The sequence below is a fragment of the Pedobacter sp. genome (assembly GCF_031119335.1).
In the GTDB taxonomy this organism is placed as follows: Bacteria; Bacteroidota; Bacteroidia; order Sphingobacteriales; family Sphingobacteriaceae; genus Pedobacter.
Map to the genome: position 1 here is coordinate 13081 of NZ_JAVHXT010000013.1, position 17625 is coordinate 30705.

At 37.9% G+C, this 17625-nt stretch carries 9 protein-coding genes; 6 read left to right on the plus strand and 3 right to left on the minus strand.

What is annotated here, in order from left to right; all coding sequences use genetic code 11:
- Positions 1-221 precede the first annotated feature (221 nt).
- Complete coding sequence (locus REI64_RS13810; RefSeq protein WP_308850724.1) at positions 222-1010, plus strand: sialate O-acetylesterase; 789 nt, start codon at positions 222-224, stop codon at positions 1008-1010.
- Between the two features lie 133 nt (positions 1011-1143).
- On the plus strand, positions 1144-3075 hold the full coding sequence (locus REI64_RS13815; RefSeq protein ID WP_308850725.1) for a T9SS type A sorting domain-containing protein: 1932 nt from the start codon (positions 1144-1146) through the stop codon (positions 3073-3075).
- 94 nt (positions 3076-3169) lie between these two features.
- Here REI64_RS13815 and REI64_RS13820 read toward each other — a convergent pair whose 3' ends face one another.
- The 3 genes from REI64_RS13820 to REI64_RS13830 form a co-directional block, all read right to left on the minus strand.
- Positions 3170-3844, minus strand: coding sequence for a hypothetical protein (locus REI64_RS13820; protein WP_308850726.1), 675 nt, complete (start codon positions 3842-3844; stop codon positions 3170-3172).
- 61 nt (positions 3845-3905) lie between these two features.
- Entirely contained in the window at positions 3906-7310 is a 3405-nt protein-coding gene (locus REI64_RS13825; protein ID WP_308850727.1) for a sialate O-acetylesterase, read from the minus strand.
- Between the two features lie 8 nt (positions 7311-7318).
- Positions 7319-9799, minus strand: coding sequence for a DNRLRE domain-containing protein (locus REI64_RS13830; protein ID WP_308850728.1), 2481 nt, complete (start codon positions 9797-9799; stop codon positions 7319-7321).
- 495 nt (positions 9800-10294) lie between these two features.
- Here REI64_RS13830 and REI64_RS13835 point away from each other — a divergent pair, with 495 nt between their 5' ends.
- The 4 genes from REI64_RS13835 to REI64_RS13850 are packed head-to-tail and all read left to right on the plus strand — an operon-like array spanning position 10295 to position 17423.
- Entirely contained in the window at positions 10295-13453 is a 3159-nt protein-coding gene (locus REI64_RS13835; RefSeq protein WP_308850729.1) for a TonB-dependent receptor, read from the plus strand.
- 44 nt (positions 13454-13497) lie between these two features.
- The gene (locus tag REI64_RS13840) at positions 13498-15087 is read left to right on the plus strand and encodes a RagB/SusD family nutrient uptake outer membrane protein (RefSeq protein WP_308850730.1); all 1590 of its coding nucleotides are present in this window, start codon (positions 13498-13500) and stop codon (positions 15085-15087) included.
- Positions 15088-15105: 18 nt separating this feature from the next.
- Positions 15106-15996 (plus strand): DUF5017 domain-containing protein, encoded by an 891-nt coding sequence (locus REI64_RS13845; protein WP_308850731.1) that lies wholly within the window; start codon positions 15106-15108, stop codon positions 15994-15996.
- A 14-nt stretch (positions 15997-16010) separates the two neighbouring features.
- Entirely contained in the window at positions 16011-17423 is a 1413-nt protein-coding gene (locus REI64_RS13850; protein ID WP_308850732.1) for a fasciclin domain-containing protein, read from the plus strand.
- Positions 17424-17625: the final 202 nt, after the last annotated feature.

The following is a 17625-nucleotide window of genomic DNA, read 5'->3' on the forward strand; positions in this document are numbered from 1 at the left end:
TGGTTGTGAGTTGCTACTAAAGTAGGTGGTGTAGCTAACTTGTTTACGCTATTAATAGTTCAAAAACACCCGATAAATGTATAGAACGAATGAAATACCGACGCTTTTGTTGAAATGAGACGCTATTGCGTAATATGTTGGTTGTTTATGAAACATAAGTCATGTATGAAGTGCCTTTAAAAGGGTAAATTAGCATAATCATAACTTTTAGCTATAACAATATGCGTTTATTAAATTCATTCATTTTATTTCTGTTGTTTTTCTGTTTTAAAGATGTTGCCGTTGCGCAAACTGGTAAAAAGCAATTACACCTATATATTTTAATGGGTCAATCAAATATGGCGGGCAGAGGAAAGGTTACTGGAGAACTGGAAACACTTTCGCACCCTAGAGTTTTTATGCTTGATGCGAATGGGGAATGGCAGCCTGCTAAAAATCCAGTTCATTTTGATAAACCAAAGGTCGCTGGCGTTGGCCCAGGTTTATCATTTGGTATAGAGATGGCGCAATTAGATTCGACGGTTGAAGTAGGCTTGGTACCTTGTGCGGTTGGTGGGACATCCATAGAAAAATGGCAATCTGGCGCTTACGATGCAGCCACTAAAACCCATCCTTATGACGATGCAGTAGTAAGAATTAAGAAAGCAATGGAAAATGGTGTGGTTAAAGGAATGATTTGGCATCAAGGTGAAGCCAACAGTTCTTCAAAAGACAGCACCGCTTATATCAATAAGCTTAAAGATGTGATTGATAGGGTGAGGACTTTAACGAACAATTCTAAACTTCCGGTAGTGATTGGCGAGTTGGGGCAATACAAAGAGCAATACCAACAGTTCAATAAAATTTTGGCTCAAGTACCGGGTAAAATACCATTTACTGCTTTGGCTACGTCAGAAGGTTTGATACACAATGGAGACAATACTCATTTTGATGGTAACTCTGCTAATGAGTATGGCAAAAGATATGCAGTGGAAATGAAAAAACTACAAAAAGCAACAGCTAGAAAGTAAGCATTCTTAATAGAAAGCTCATGTAACATTTGTGCAGTGAAATTGAACCATTAGTCCTTTATGAAGGGGATTGTTAAAAGGTAGATTTATTTAATAATCAATAACCATCTTTTACAATTTAAACCTTATTAAAATGGAAAAATTTTACTGTAATGATCTGTATGACAAGTTCCTCTTTGCAACTAAGCAAGAAGGAAGTGTTTATAGTTTTAAGACGCTCAAGAAGCTACTGCTCTGTTTAATGTTGTTTTTTATAACGACGCCAATTTTTGCTCAAGATGCTTTTACCGCAACTTGGCCTTTAACCGCAGACATAGTTGCGAGTAAATCTGGCGCTGGTGCTGCAGATGTTACTGCCAATGATTTGCTTATTGGCGCAGGATATGCCTCAAACGTGTTTAGCAGTGGTGGACTTGGCATTAGAGAAGCCTCTTCGGCACCCTTTTGGGCTGGAAGAAATTTTAATGTAAATGCAGGTTTTTCTGGTCCGGGTACTGTAACTAATCAGTATTTAGAGTTTTCTATAAAAGCAGGCACTGGAAAGGATTTAAAAATTAACCAGATAAACATCCCTCTTTCACGTTCTGGCAATGGTGCGAGCCTTGTTTATAACATTGCCTATTCTTTAGATGGCTTTGCTACTGCTCCAGTTTTCATAGAGGGTACGTTGTCTACACCTACGCCTACTGCTGCTACCATCACTTCCTTTAATTACACCAATGAAATTGTGGTGCCAGAAGGTAAAACGTTAGCAGTTCGTTTTATTATATGGAGAAAAAACACAGGTGCCGTAAACACTTCAAATACTATTACGTTAGGCAGTAATGTAACTATTAGTGGTACAAGTAATCCTGCGGTGCCCGTAGCGAATTTTACATGGATAGATGCTTTGGTGAAATATCAGGGCGCAGCAGATTTTACTATTCAGGCACCAGTTAGCCAAAATACCAGTCCGTTTGTTTATAGTAGCTCTGAAGCTGCTGTGGCTACCGTGAGCAATAATGTAATAAGTGTACATGGTGCCGGAACCATAAATATTACTGTACAACAAGCTGCCGATGGTACTTATCAGGCAGTTTCAAGAACAATCGTTCTAACTGTATATGGCGTTCCACTTATTCAATCTGCCACTTTAACCGCTTCAGAAACAAGTGCAGGAGCATTAGATATCAGATGGACAAAACCAAACCCCGACAATGGATATGGTGCGAATACAATTGTGGTGTTGTATAGAGAAGGGGCAACCGTTACGCCTCCGGTAAATGGCACCACTTACACTACACAACCAAGTAGTGATACTTTTGCTGCATCAGCTACTGGAACCATAGGATCGGGGGCTAATACAGGTTACGTAATTAGTCAAACGGGTACTAGGCCGGGTTCTCGTCCGTTAACAAATGTTCCCGCTGGTACTTATGATATTTATATTTATGAATTTAATGGTTTTAATTCTAATGGGGGAGAAGCTTACTTAACAACCAATCCCCTTAAGGTAACCGTAACTTCTACATTGGCGCCTTTACCTGTAAATTTGGTTTCTTTTTCGGGTAAGGTTACCAATAGTGGTGTTAGTTTGAATTGGGTAACGGCTTCTGAGCAAAATACGGAGAAGTTTGAATTAGAACGAAAAGTGGGAGCAGCTGAATTTGTTAAAATAGGAGAAAAGAAAGCTGCTGGTGATAGTAAAACTACTTTGAGCTATAACTATATCGATAATCAGTTTGTAAATAACGGAAACGTAAATTACTATCGTTTAAAAATGATAGATAACGATGGCACCTTTAAATACAGTAATATAGAAGCCGTAAAAACAGCACTATCTGAATTGGTGGTGAATGCTTTTCCAAATCCAGCAAGCAACGTGTTGAAAGTAGAAATTTTACAAAAGGATTTAGGTAATACGGATATAGCATTAGCTAATTTGGCAGGTAGTGTTGTTAGAAAAGTGACCGTTACAACGTCTGTTAACGAAATTAAGGTAGCAGACTTAGCAAAAGGGATTTATGTGCTTAGTGTAATTAAAAATGGAAAGACAATGAGCACTAAAAAAGTAATCTTGAATTAAAAGACTGTTTAAGTTTCAGTTCAAAATAAAATAGGCGGATAACTCTATCCGCCTATTTTATTGGTAATTGTTTGATATTGGAACACGAATTAAACTAATAGAGGTGTATTTCTTTCAGTAAGCTATGGTTAATTTTTACTTTGGCTGCAGTTATTTTAGCTGCAACGAGCTCTTGATATTTTTCGTCGATATAACTCGTTTCAATACGAGATTTTAGTTCTTCAAAACTCTCTTTATTATTGGCGAAAACACCCTTTTTCATTTTGTCTAAATGAAGCAAAAGTGTGCTATCTGACACATTAAAAAGGGTTTTCTTTAGTTTGTCTTTAGTTTTGATAATAGCGTTGCTAAATTGGTAATCAAAAAAGGTAAGGTCAGAAAATACAATTGGACCATAAATCACTTTGCCATCTTCAACCATCTTTTTTCTAATGTTATTTACAGCTGTCATGTCGTCAATTAAAGCCTGATGATTGAAGTAGGGCCATAAATCATTATTCTTAAATAGAGATTCCTGAACTTTGATTTTAACCAAATTCTCTAAGGCTGTTTTTCTAAGTTCATCGATGGGGCTTATGCCATTAAAATCTTTTTTCCAGAAGTTTTTTAAATCTGTAAGCTGATGGGTTTTGATAAAAATATTCATTACAGCAGCTTGAGAACGTAACATTTCTCTTTTCACTTCTGCAGTTTCGATAGTTTGCTGGTCAACAGTACCTATAACATTAGTAGTTTGCCCATGTACCGCCAGAGAACTGATAAACAACATCCGAATAAGGGCTTTGAATACCAGTTCTTTACTGATTAGGCGAAGGCAAACCATCGTTCTGTTAATGTTTGATAAATCTTGCACTGCCCATCAACTTATTTCCAACAACACTACTTACTCGCAACACGTAAACTCCGCTATTTAAGCGGTTAATATCTTGTTGGATTTCGTTAGAAGGTTTAAAGTTTAAACTGCTAACTTTTTTGCCCGTCAAATCAAAAATTTCAATTTTTACCTGTTCCTGATGGTTTCCTTTAATATTGATGTAGATCTTTTCTTTGGCAGGATTTGGATATAAAACAACTTCTAAATCATCGCCAACAGACGATACATTATAGGTTAAGGCAATTATTTTAGAACTGCTATTTTTCCCGTCGTTATCAAACTGGGTTAAGCGGTAGTAATTAGCTCCTTTGTCGGGATTGCGGTCGGTAAAACTATAACTTTTGGCAACTGAAGAATTTCCAGCCCCGTTTATTTTGCCCAAAACAATAAAAGTTTTTCCATCGGTAGAACGTTCTATGTTGAAATACGCATTATTGCTTTCGCTTGCCGTTCTCCATTGTAAAAGAGCGCCATTTGTTTTTTTGGTAGCGGTAAAGTCTAAAAGTTCTACAGGGAGTGTAGTAATCACTTCTTTCATTTTTTCAGCATATCTAATGCCTAAAGCGGTGGCAGACGAGCTGTTGAAATGAGTACCATCATTGATATCGGTAAGCCCGGTAGACGAAACCAAAGCAGTAAAAGGTACTTCGGCAACCAAACCTGGCATTACTGCTAAAATATTATCGTATTTATTAGGTTCAGCAGGGAAACGTCCCATTTCGCCAATGATAAATGGTAATTGTGGGTTATTAAATTCTGTTCTAAAATTACTGATTAATGCTTTAACGCGTGTTAGCCAAGACGTAGCTGTATTGTTGTTCGCTTCTCCTTGATGGAATAGAATTCCCTTTAATACCCCTTGTGTTCTGGCAATATTCACATATTTTATTGATTCATTATAGATACTCTTATTGGTGCGGTCGTTGGTTACACCAGGTTCAAAAGCCGTAATGCTTTGCCCACCCACAGCAGTAGGAACAAGCCCAATAGTGACATTTGGGTCTGAGTTTTCCAACATTTTTAGCGCAAAAGCTAAGCCTGGGCCAACGCCTGCTGCCGTAGGTTCTATTTCACCATGAAGCGGGTGGGTAGCTGTAGCCCAAGTACCATCCTGTTTCAGTACTTTAATTCTTGGGTTAGATACATCTACATTTGAGGCAACTGTTCCTCTACCAGACATATTAGATTGGCCAGTTAATAAGTAGATGTGGAAATTTTCATCTATAGCAGCTACATTAGTGCCTGGGCCGTTGTAAAAACCAATATTAGGTTTTACCGTTGCCGAAACTGTTATTCCAAAATAGTCTTTACCACCGTTGTTTGGTATTATTCTACCAGCATTCAACGCAGGAGAACCTGGTTTTAATTTATACCCACCCACAGAGTTTAATCCCGTGGTGGCGGTTCCCGGCGCAACAAACATAGGGTTTGACGTTAGGTTGGTCGTAAAATTAATTTGCGACGGTTGTGGTGTGTTGTAAAAGATATTGTCGACAATGGTTCTGTTTTGTATACCAGCGGAGCCAGATGGAGCAAACGCAAACCTTACGCCAGAACTGCCATTACTTGGGTTGTTTGAATTATTGGGATGGTTGTAAACAATGTTGTTATAGAAGGTGTAAGTATGGTCTCTCGTGGTGTTTTCCTGGATAATTCTTGGTCTTAAACCTTCACCTATATAAAAAGTGTTATTGTAAATTCTTATTTCACTGACATCGAAATTTAAGAATATCAGCGCATTTTTATCATTTTGGCTAATGTTGTAGCGACAAATGATACCCGTATCAATGGCATTTGTGCAAGATAAAAACAGACCATCCTGATTATCATGGCTAAAGCTGTATTGCCATATCGTACCCGGACTGCTAATATCAGGGTCGTACATACTTCCATCTAACTTTGTACCTTTATTGTTATAGCCTTCGTTATATTGAAAAATAGTATTTCTGGCACTTCTGCTAAACATAATATTTCCGCCAATATTTTCTCCGGTAGATGGGTCAATGCCATAAGAAGTATCATGACAAAGGTTTCGCTCTACCAAGCCACCATCGGCCAATCTAATAATCATTGCGTTTTTAGAAATATTGTAAATGGTATTATTTCTCACTAGCAAATTGGTTATTTTCCTTTTTTCCCAATCTACAGAGCCAGGATAATCGGATACCGTCACTTCGTTACTAGTTACAATGCCTTGGTTTTCTATATTGTAAATAAGACAATTTTCTACCTTGATATCGTGGTAACGCGTAGGTACGGTGCTGTCATCTGTTACTGTAAAATAGATAGCTGCAGATTTTTTGTCGCTTAGCGCATTTCCAACAGTTCCGTTTACGTCGTGAATAACAAGGTTATTTAGGTAGATATGTTCCATCAGCCCAAAGTTTGCACCATTTATTTCAACACCTCTTCTTTCTTGTGGAGTAGCCGAGGTGTTGGTAATTTCGAGATTGTTGATTTCCCAAAAAGACTGATTGTATAGTTTAATTGTGCCAGTGCCTACAAGTCCGTTTCCATGGATAATCGGTTTGGGGCCGGTTCCGTATTGGTCTATAATGATAGGATTTCCTGCAACGCCCGAACCAGAAGGTGCCAGTTGACCAATCCATGAACTTCCAGCTTTGAATAATAATTTAGAACCCGCCACTAAATTAACAGCATTTACTTTGGTAAGCGATTGCCAAGCAGTAGTTGTAGATAAGCCGTCGTTATTATCACTTCCATTATCTGCATCGATGTAATAGGTGTTAGCGACATCAGCATTTTGGCTAATTACCAATTGTGGTGGTGTAGCGCCACTTGCAGCTTCTTTAGAACGAAAAGTGATGGTGCTGTTGGAAGTGTTACCGTCGGACACTACAAAACTTACAATGGTATTGCTGCTCGAAGAAACGTTTAATGATTGAATATAACTGGTAATATCCCATTCATAATATTTTCCCGCCTCGGTAATTGTATTGCTGCCCACTATTGGCGCACCTGTTCTCGATGGTGCATTAGACCATGAAAGTGTGCTTTCCTGCCAGCCGTTATCTACAGGTAATAGATTTATAGTGTTATTAGCCGTTTCTTTAGCGCTGCAGTACAGTTTTATGATAGCTTTTCCGGTAGCATTTAGGTTAAAAGATGATAGGTTAAACTTGATATAAGAATATCGTGTTTGACCATTTTGAATTTTAACCAATAAGCTTTGGTTAGTGCCATAATTATTTGATTGGCTAGCCTGATAAATCATTGCATCGTCTGTAGCTGTAAAAGTTTGAGATTGTGCAAAAGCATCAAATTGAAGAAATAACAGTAGGCCGGCTAATTTTAACAGGCAATTTTTTTTAAAGAATTGGGTAGAAAAAATCATAATCATGGATGTTTCTATTGAATAATTATTTTTTGCCTTTTTAAAAGCGAATTGTTTTTGTTGTTGATGATTTCAAGAATGTATGTGCCACGTGCTAAATCGGAAACATTCAGGTAATCCTGGGCTGAGGCAGTCGAAGTTTTTGATTTTAATAAGCTCCCTGCTGATGAGTATAGTTTTAGCTTGATGTGTTCGGTGCTATCTTTTGATAAGCGTACAAATAGCTTGTCGGATGTAGGATTTGGATAAATGCTGGCTGCTTTTACCAACAACCTGTAATTTAAAACAATAGGATTTGAGAGGCTACTATCGCCATTAAAATCTATTTGTTTCAGCTGATAGTAGTTAATTCCTAAGGAAGGATTTTTATCCGTGAAGGCGTAATATTTTTTTTCGTTAGCATTTCCTGCACCTTCTAACTCTCCAATTTTTCTAAAGCTATTGCCATTTGCAGAATGTTGTATTTCAAATGCTTTATTATCGCTCTCATTAGCTGAAATCCACTCTAATAATATGCCATTAGAAATGACTTTTCCTCTAAAATCAATTAGCTTAACCGGAAGTGTAGCCTCCTCGTCCCAATTAATAGTACGAAAAGAAGAGGCCGGTAAATTGTCGCCATTATATAAATTGCCTTTTACCCAGTCTGTAAAAGCATAACGAACGGCAACTGGCTGGGCAACCTGTGTACTAGAAACGGTTATCTTATGGTCGGGAGTAATGTTGGCAATAGCCGGTTTAAAAACTTTATCAGCGCCAGCTATTTCAAATAAAGAAGAGGTATTGCCCGAAAATTTTAAACCATTTGCATGAGAAAAAGAAAGCGTGGCTACATTTCCAGAAAAAGTAACGGATTGATATTTTGGTCCCTCAAAGGGAATAGCTGTAAAGCCGTAAGTTTTATTTAAAGCGATGTAAGAAAGACGATGGGCAACAGTTGTCTTGTCTGCATAGTGAATTTCATTTTCTTCGCCAATATCCATACACAGCGCAACGGCAGAATGAGCAATGGTTTGGGCGCTATTGTACTGTACTTCTCTCATTTTGGCTCCACCACCAATAAGACTTGCTGTATTTATTCTATTGGGAGCAATTTGCACTGAATAGAATGGTAAATTTTGATTGCTCCATAGCGTTCTCCAATTGTTTACCATGGTCGAAAAAAGTTTTTGATACAGATAAGGCTCATGTCTATTGGCTTCGCCTTGATACCATAAAAATCCTTTAATTCCAAAACCAGCAATAGGATTAACCATTCCATTGAATAAAGAAGTAGTTGTTTTCCAAGGGTCTGGATTTTGTAACTGTGTAGGGATGGAGACTTCGGGAAATGCTTGCAAACTTTCTCTACTCATCCACGACTGGATAGTGGTGCCGCCAACAGCAGATACGATTATTCCGACAGGTACGTTTAGCTTATCTTTCAATGCTTTTGCATATTGATAGGCAACTGCACTAAATTCTGGCGCATTTGTGGGGTTAGCTTGTAACCAACTGCCGTTACAATCGTCTTGAGGCTTTAATGAGTAAGTATAAGGTAAGGTGAAAACGCGAATATCCAAATCGTTAGCGGCGGCAATAATGGCTGATGCATTTTGTACTGGGGAAGACGGTGGATTACCTCCAAAACCTCTCAATTTCATTTCCATGTTAGATTGCCCCGCACAAAACCAAACTTCTCCTATTTTAACATTGTTGATGGTTTCTGTATGTCCGTCTTCATCTTTCACGTTGATTTCGTAAGCGGTACTGCCACCCACAGGTGTATTTATTTTTACTTTCCATTTGCCATTAATATCGGCAGTTGTTTGATGAGGCGTACTATTCCATGATGGCGTAACAGTAATTTCAGCACCAATTCCGGCTTTGCCCCAAATTGTAACTTCAGATTGCTGTTGCAAAATCATATTGCTACTAAACAATTTTGAAAAGGTAACAGGAACTGTATTTACAGGATTAGTGCTGGCTACCGTATTAATTACCAGCTGGGGTAGGTTTGCTGTGCCATTTTCTTTGGTGTAAAAGACAATCTGATTATTTGATTTTTGTTCGTCACTTAATCCAAAACTTACCGCTGAACTGTTGGCAACCAATAACTTGATATAATTGGTTACATCCCATTCGTAATAATTATTTGCAGAAGTAATTGTGGCTGTGCTTAGTGGTGCATTAAAATCTGGTCTGTTATTATAAGTTAAACTTTGCTCTTCCCAGTCTGTACTGGTAGAAAAAGCGGTTATTTTGGTAGCAACATCTTGTTTCGTGGTACAGTATAATCTCAAAGTAGCTTTACCCACTTGAGAAGGCGTAATCGAACCTAAGTCGAATTTCAAAAATCCGTATCGTGTAATGCCGGCACTGGTAGCATTTTTAACTTGAAAAGTGGTTGCTCCATAATTTTGATTGACATTACCTACCCAAACAGAAGCATCTGCTACCGAATTATAGGTAAATACTTGCTGTGCGCTACATACGTATGAATAAACAACTCCCATAAATAAGCCCAGCATTTTGAAAAAAGATTTCTTACAGCAGATAGGAGTAGAAGTTATATTCATATGCTCGCGGCTAAAAAGTTGAAATCGCTAAAGAAGGAATACAAAATCCATAAAGGAGAGTGTAGGCAACCCTAGGTGTTTATAATTGGTTTATAATTGTAAATCTAAATTAGCGCTGAAGGGAGTTATTAATGCCCGACAAATCTTTCATAAGGGCAGGTGTTTTTTGTCAGGGTTTTGTGTCGCTTTTGATTGTTAAATTGATGGATATCTGTGTTTTATTGCTTTTTTTAACATGAAGCATGAAAGATTTAGAGCGTGCATTTGAATTAAACATCATGTTCTAGAAAATGTATTAATGTAGATATTTGAATGAAATGATAATCTCGTATTATCGAAAACACTTGGGTGCAGCGTATTTTGAAGGAAGGTTTCCTTAGTTAATATTTGTTGCTCAAGATTTGTTTAAACCAACTAACCAAATAAAAAAGTATGAATCAATTTTTACGAAATTGGCGTAGCTTACGTCTTTTGGGTGCGTTTTTCATTATTTGGAATCTGTTATCTTTCCATGTAAAGGCTCAGTCTTCATCCATTAAAATTAATGGAGTAGTGATAGATGCCAAAGGGGAGACAATTCCGGGCGTAGCTGTGAGGATAAAAGGTAGCCAAACAACTACACAGACCAATTTAAATGGAGCGTACTCCATAACAGTTCCCAATAATCAGGCAATATTAGTATTCTCTTATATAGGTTTTGTAACTCAAGAACAAAAAATAAATAACAGAACACAGATTAACGTTTCGCTTAAAGAAGAACAAACAAACTTAAACGAGGTAGTTGTAATTGGTTATGGAGCCGTTAAGAAAGGAGATTTAACTGGTTCTGTTGGTCAGGTAAACATTGCGGATTTGAATAAGGCTCCAGTAAGATCTTTTGAAGAGGCACTTGCCGGAAGGGTAGCTGGTGTGCAGGTTACTTCTCAAGATGGGCAGCCTGGTTCTGGTATAGATGTGGTTATTCGTGGAGCAGGGTCTGTTACACAAGATAATTCTCCCTTATATGTAATTGATGGATTTCCTATAGAAAATCCAGATAATAATGCCATCAATCCAGAAGATATTGAAAGCATAGATGTACTAAAGGATGCTTCTGCTACGGCAATTTATGGTGCAAGGGGTGCAAATGGTGTAATTATCATCACCACCAAGGGCGGTATAGACGGTAAAGCGGTAATCAATTATAATGGTTATTACGGCATACAGGATATTCTTCAAGAAATAGAAGTGCTAAATCCTTATGAGTTCATTAAATATCAATTAGAGCGCCAACCCGCAACCACAACTTCTTTATATCTTGGTGGAGATAAAATTTTAGAAGACTATAGAAATGTAGAGGGGGTTAACTGGCAGGATAAACTTTTTAGAACAACACCAATTCAAAGCCATACCATTTCTATAAGAGGTGGAAATAAAGATACTAAATATTCACTGTCAGGGTCTGTTTTTGGACAAGAAGGAATTGTTCGAGGTTCTGATTACGATAGGGTACAAGGACGATTTAGGTTAGACCAAACTGTAAGCAGCAAATTTAAAGTAGGCATTAATACCAACTATAGCCATACGGTAAGACGTGGCGAGCAACCTTCGGCACTATCGGGTTCAAGTAATACCAGTGCGCTAATGTTTAGTGTTTGGGGTTACAGACCAGTAAGCGGTAATCCGAATGTAGATCTATTTGATGAAGTAGATGAGGATTTGGATTTGCAAAATGATTCGCGTTTTAACCCGATATTGAATGCAGAAAATAGAATAAACAACAGAAAGACAAGTACGTTGATCGCCAATGCTTATGGCGAATATGCTTTTAATAAGTATTTAAAATTAAGAGTAAGTGGTGGTGTTACACGAGAAACCATTAAAGATGAAGTTTTTAATGGCAGCAACACCTTTTCTGGAAGTCCGTTAACAGCATCGGGACGAAATAATGGCGTAAATGGCTCTTTTGGTTATGGCGAAAGAAACAGCTATCTGAATGAAAACATCCTAACTTATAACCGCAGAATAAATAAGGACAATGATCTATCTGTGGTGGGAGGTTTTACCATTCAGGGAAGAGAAAGTACAAACTTTGGTGCAAGAGCTTTACAAATCCCCAACGAGCAACTCATTCTTTCAGGATTAGATGAAGGGATACCTACCTCTATTACTGCCAATGAAACAGATTTTACCCTAGCTTCTTTTCTAGGGAGGGTAAATTATGTATTTAAAACAAAATATACGCTAACCGCTTCTTTCAGGGCAGATGGTTCTTCGAAATTTTCGCCTTCTAATAAATGGAGTTACTTCCCTTCGGCAGCTTTCGCTTGGCGAATGAAAAACGAAAACTTTCTAAAAAATATAAAGCAACTTTCTGATGCAAAATTGAGGATCAGCTATGGTGTTACCGGTAATAATAGGGTAAACGATTTTGCCTACTTATCTGAGTTTACTTTGCCACCAAATAACTCTTACGGCTTTAATAATTCAATAGCTAAAGGATCTATTCCATTTCGTTTAGGAAATCCCGACTTAAGATGGGAAACTTCCAGACAGCTAGACATCGGTTTAGATTTAGGTTTTCTTAAAGACCGTATCTCTTTAACAGCAGATGTATATCGCAAAACCACCGTAGATCTTTTGTTAGATGCTAGTCTACCTGCTTCTTTAGGTTTTTCAAGTACATTCAAAAATATTGGAAGTGTAGAAAATAAGGGGTTAGAACTTACTATCAACACAGTGAATGTGAAGAATAAGAAATTTACTTGGAATTCGAGTTTCAATATCAGTTTTAACAGAAACAAAGTTTTGGCACTTGCACAAAACCAGGAAACGTTGTTAACCAACATTGGATGGGATAATTTTTATCGTGAAATCCCAGCTTATATAGCCAAGGTTGGGCAGCCCTTAGGCTTGTTCTATGGCTATGTTTGGGATGGAAATTATCAATATGAACATTTTAACAGAACAGCATCAGGTACTTATGAGTTAAAACCAACCGTAACGGCAAATACTTTAGATGCATCTTTGGTACAGCCAGGCGATATCAAATACAAAGATTTGAATGGCGATCTTAAAATAGATAACAATGACCTTACCATTATTGGAAATCCAAATCCCGATTTTATTGGTGGTTTTTCAAATAATTTTACCTACAAGGGATTTGACCTAAACATTTTCTTCCAATATTCTTATGGAAACGAAATTTTTAATGCCAACAGGTTGATTTTCGAAGGTGGTCCGGGCAGGCCTCAGCTTAACCAATATGCTACGGTAATTAACCGTTGGACACCAGAAAACCAAACCAATGGTATTTATAGGGCAGGGGGCGATCAAACCAGGGCGTACTCTTCTCGGGTAATAGAAGATGGTTCGTTTATTCGTCTTAAAACAGTTGCGTTGGGTTATCGTATGCCTAAAAAGCTGATGGAAAGATTGAAAGTGAACAATTTGAGATTATTCGTTTCTGCACAAAATTTATATACCTGGTCTAATTACTCAGGCTTTGATCCCGAAGTTTCATCTAGAAACTCAGCACTTACACCGGCATTTGATTATTCGGTATATCCAAGAGCTAGGACAATTACATTCGGGCTAAATTTTGATTTATAAGACAAGTTAAACAAATCATTCAGTTGATTTCAAAAGCATAGAAGATGAAAAATAAGTTTATAATATTCTTGGTTCTAGTTGCTGCCGCAATTACTTCCTGCAAAGATTATCTAAACACACAGCCAAGAGATTTTACACCTCCTGAAAATTACTTCACCACAGCCAAAGAGCTTAACGATGCACTAACGGGTGTATATGATGCACTGGGACAGGATGGTACTTTTAGTAGAAATTTAGTCATAGAGTTGGCGCATGGCAGTGATGAAGGTTTTCTTAAAAGAGATGCCATCACGGTAACTACTACGCCAATGGTTTACCTGCACACACCTTCAGACGCTGTAATTATTGCAGCTTGGAGACAGCTGTATGTGGGTATCAACAGGGCCAATTATCTATTGGCAAATATCAACAAACCCGTAATGGACGAAACAGAGCGAAATGCAATCAAGGGACAAGCATTGTTTCTCCGTGGTTTTATGTATTTCCAGTTGGCGCACCATTTTGGAGAAATTCCAATATTATTAACACCTACGGTAGATGGTAATTCCGTAGATAATCCTAAAAGGCCATTGGCAGAAGTTTATGCCCAAATATTGAAGGACATGACAGAGGCCGAAGCTCTGGTAAAAACGTATACTCAGATTGGTTTTCCCGGAAGAATTTCTAAAACTGCTGTTCAGGGTATTTTAGCTAGGGTTTGTCTTAAGATGGCAGGCGAGCCGCTAAAAGATGTAACTAAATATGCAGATGCCAAAATGTGGGCAGAAAAAGTAATTGCTTCCGGAATTCATAGCCTTAATGCAAGCTACAAACAAATCTTCATTAATCAATCTCAAGATTTATATGATACCCAAGCTAAAGAAACCATTTGGGAAATAGAGTTTTCTGGAAATAATACTACAGGGCCAGAAAGGGAAGGCGGTCGTTGGGCAAATCAGTTAGCCATAAGGAATACCGTTATGGATAGGGGATATGGCTACGCTACGGTAGGCGCAACAGCAACCCTTTACAGAAAGTACGAAGCGGGAGATCTTCGTCGTGATTGGAACATTGCCACGTTTAGATACCTAACAGGAGCATCTTCAGTTGGGCTTGGCGATACGGTAGCATTTGCCGCCACGGCTATACATGAGCGTGATCCAGGAAAATGGAGAAGATATTTAGAACTGGTTACACCTAGGGGACAAGATTGGGGGCCAACAAATTTTCCGGTACTACGATATGCAGATGTATTGCTAATGTACACCGAAGCTGTTTTGGAACTGAATGAACCAGTAGATATAGGTTCTGAAGCTTATCGTTATTACAACCTAGTAAGGAGAAGGGGGTACGGCTACACTGCAACGGCAACGGTGCCGCTGGGAGTAGAACAATTGCCAACGGTGCAAAATATCAGAGATGAAAGATCAAGAGAACTCTGTTTCGAAGCATTAAGGAAATTTGACCTCATCCGTTGGGGCAACTTTGTACAAACCATGAAAACCGTAGGTCAGGATATCAATGTAAATGCTCCGGCAACTTTAAGATATGGTGTTTTGGGTTACAACAGTGTTAGTCAGAAACATGTGCTTTTACCTATCCCCTCACAAGAATTATCATTGAATAAATCAATGAAGCAAAATCCTCTTTGGTAGACTTTAAAATTTGAATAAATGAAAAAAATATATTATTTATTAGTTCTTAGCCTCGGCTTAGCTTCATGTGCAAAAGAAGAAGTAATAGCGCCAAGTTTTGATGTTTCGGCTAAGTCATTAACTTATAAAGTAGGTGATACCATAAATTTCAACTTCAACGGACAAGCCGATATTCTTACATTTTGGTCTGGTGAAGATGGCAGAAATTACGATAACAGGGAACGAACAATTTTAACAGGTGGCGTGGTAAGAATGTCGTTTACATCTAATGTTCAGTTTGGGCAACAAGTGAGAAATTTACAGGTTTATTTATCAAATGATTTTACAGGTCAGTACACCACCACTGGGGTAGAAAGCGCTACCTGGATAGATTTAACAGATAGATTTACTTATGGTACTACCACTACTTCTGTAAATTCCGGAAACATAGACATATCAGATGTTTTAAAGCCAGGCACACCATTTTACATTGGTTTTAAGTATGATGGACAGCCAGTAACTGGTACTAATACACAAAGAACTTGGACCGTAAATGCTTTAAATATTAACAATACTTTTCCAAGCGGAAATGTGTCACAACTCATGACACAGGCAACTGCGGGTTATTTGTTTGTTAATATTTTAAATCCGAACAATTTTTGGGCGTTCAATGGTAATGCGATCATCTTTAGACCAGCTTCTTCAACAATCGCATCTTTAGATTGGGCAATTACTTCGCCAATTATAGCAGACCGTACCAAGCCCGATGTCGGTGCTGGGATCAAGAGTTTCGCAGATAATAAACTAGAATCTTATTCGTACGTGTATACTAAAGCAGGTACATATAAGGTAGTTTTTGTAGCCAGTAATGCAACAGTATCTGGTCAGAAAACCGTGTTGAAAGAGTTAAATATTACTATTCAACCTTAAAAGATAAACAGATCATGAAATATAATTTTCTTACTAAACTAAGCTCAGTTCTGCTTATTACCATAATTTTAATCACAGCCGCCTGTAAAAAAGATTCAATACAGGATAGCAGCGAAACTGCTAATCTGTATACGATGATAAAAGATGATGTGGCTAATTTCAGCTTGTTGAGGGCTGCGGTAGATAGGGCTGGTTTGGCAGATACACTCAAAGCAGCTTCTGTCAGCTTAACAATTCTAGCTCCAAGTGATGAGGCTTTTACCTCAGCGGGACTAACGCTGAGTACAATTAATGCTACCAGCCCAACAGTTTTAAAATCGATGCTACAATATCATCTTTTGCAAAATTCTTTAACCTTAGACAATTCCTTCACCAATAGGGATGTTAACACCATCAGCAATGCAACGGTAGCTATAGCAAAAACTAACGACGGCAAGTTTGCGGTAAACGGAGCAGATATTACAAACCCAAACAAAAAGGTAAGTAACGGTATGCTGCATGTTATTAATAGGGTATTGATAAGTAATGGAAATAGGTCGGTTTATCAGCAAGTAAATTCTAATCTAGATCTTTCTTTTCTTGCGGTAGCTTTAAGGAGGGCAAGTACGGGTACGCAAAATTTAGTGCAACAGCTAAGCAGCACCGGAACTTTTACACTTTTTGCACCAAATAATGCAGCTTTTATAGCAGCAGGGTATCCAGACTCTGCAACAATTAAAAGCGCTAATCCAGAAACTTTGGCAAATATCTTAACCTATCATTTGCTAAATACTAAAAAATATGCCGTTGATATGGTTGATTCTTTGGGCACACCTTCTGTAAATCAGAAAACGGTATACCTCAGCAAAAGAACGGTAGCGCCAACTCGAGTAACCTATACCCGTGGTTATTTTAACGGTGCGGCCTTTGATCGTTTTACAGCAAATATTACAGCAACTAATGGGGTCATCCATATTATTCCAGAGCTTTTTATTCCTCCGGTGCAAACAGTTAATGCTGGCATTACAGCAAATACATCATTAACATTATTGGCTGCTGCAATTGTAAGAGCTAGTCAGAGCGGTACTAATTTTACTACCATGTTAGAAGGCAATACGTTATATACACTTGTGGCACCCACAAACGCTGCTTTTAACGCCGCAGGTTATGCTAATACAACCGCCATTAACAATGCTGACCCGAATGTTCTGGCCAATATTTTAAGGGCACACCTATTTGTAGGTAACAGATTTATTTTTCAGTTCAGGAACAACACAATAGTTCAGCCTTTGTCTGGCGTAAACATTTCGGTTACCATTAATAGCAGTACGCAACAAGTATCGCTAAAGGGTAGTGGAAATATAGCAGAAATACCAGTTACAAAAACGTCGGCCTCATTTAAAACAAATGGCTTACTTTATACCGTAGGGCAATTGATATTACCTTAATTGTACTCGTTAATTTTAACGACAGTGCGGTACAATTAAATGATAACTATAGAATTAATTTAAGTAAGATAAATACATTCATTATAATCAACAATGCAATAATAAATAACCGTAAATGTGGCTTGTTTTTACCCTTAGTCTCTAATTTCATCTAAATGTATTTTAGATTAAAAGTATACTTAAAATCACCACTGTAAACATG

What these genes read in the sequence shown, in the direction of transcription:
- REI64_RS13830 (WP_308850728.1), bottom strand. Translation starts at nt 9,799, where the DNA reads ATGGGAGTTGTTTATTCATACGTATGTAGCGCACAGCAAGTATTTACC.
- REI64_RS13825 (WP_308850727.1), bottom strand. Translation starts at nt 7,310, where the DNA reads ATGATTATGATTTTTTCTACCCAATTCTTTAAAAAAAATTGCCTGTTA.
- REI64_RS13810 (WP_308850724.1), top strand. Translation starts at nt 222, where the DNA reads ATGCGTTTATTAAATTCATTCATTTTATTTCTGTTGTTTTTCTGTTTT.
- REI64_RS13845 (WP_308850731.1), top strand. Translation starts at nt 15,106, where the DNA reads ATGAAAAAAATATATTATTTATTAGTTCTTAGCCTCGGCTTAGCTTCA.
- REI64_RS13850 (WP_308850732.1), top strand. Translation starts at nt 16,011, where the DNA reads ATGAAATATAATTTTCTTACTAAACTAAGCTCAGTTCTGCTTATTACC.
- REI64_RS13815 (WP_308850725.1), top strand. Translation starts at nt 1,144, where the DNA reads ATGGAAAAATTTTACTGTAATGATCTGTATGACAAGTTCCTCTTTGCA.
- REI64_RS13835 (WP_308850729.1), top strand. Translation starts at nt 10,295, where the DNA reads ATGAATCAATTTTTACGAAATTGGCGTAGCTTACGTCTTTTGGGTGCG.
- REI64_RS13840 (WP_308850730.1), top strand. Translation starts at nt 13,498, where the DNA reads ATGAAAAATAAGTTTATAATATTCTTGGTTCTAGTTGCTGCCGCAATT.
- REI64_RS13820 (WP_308850726.1), bottom strand. Translation starts at nt 3,844, where the DNA reads ATGTTGTTTATCAGTTCTCTGGCGGTACATGGGCAAACTACTAATGTT.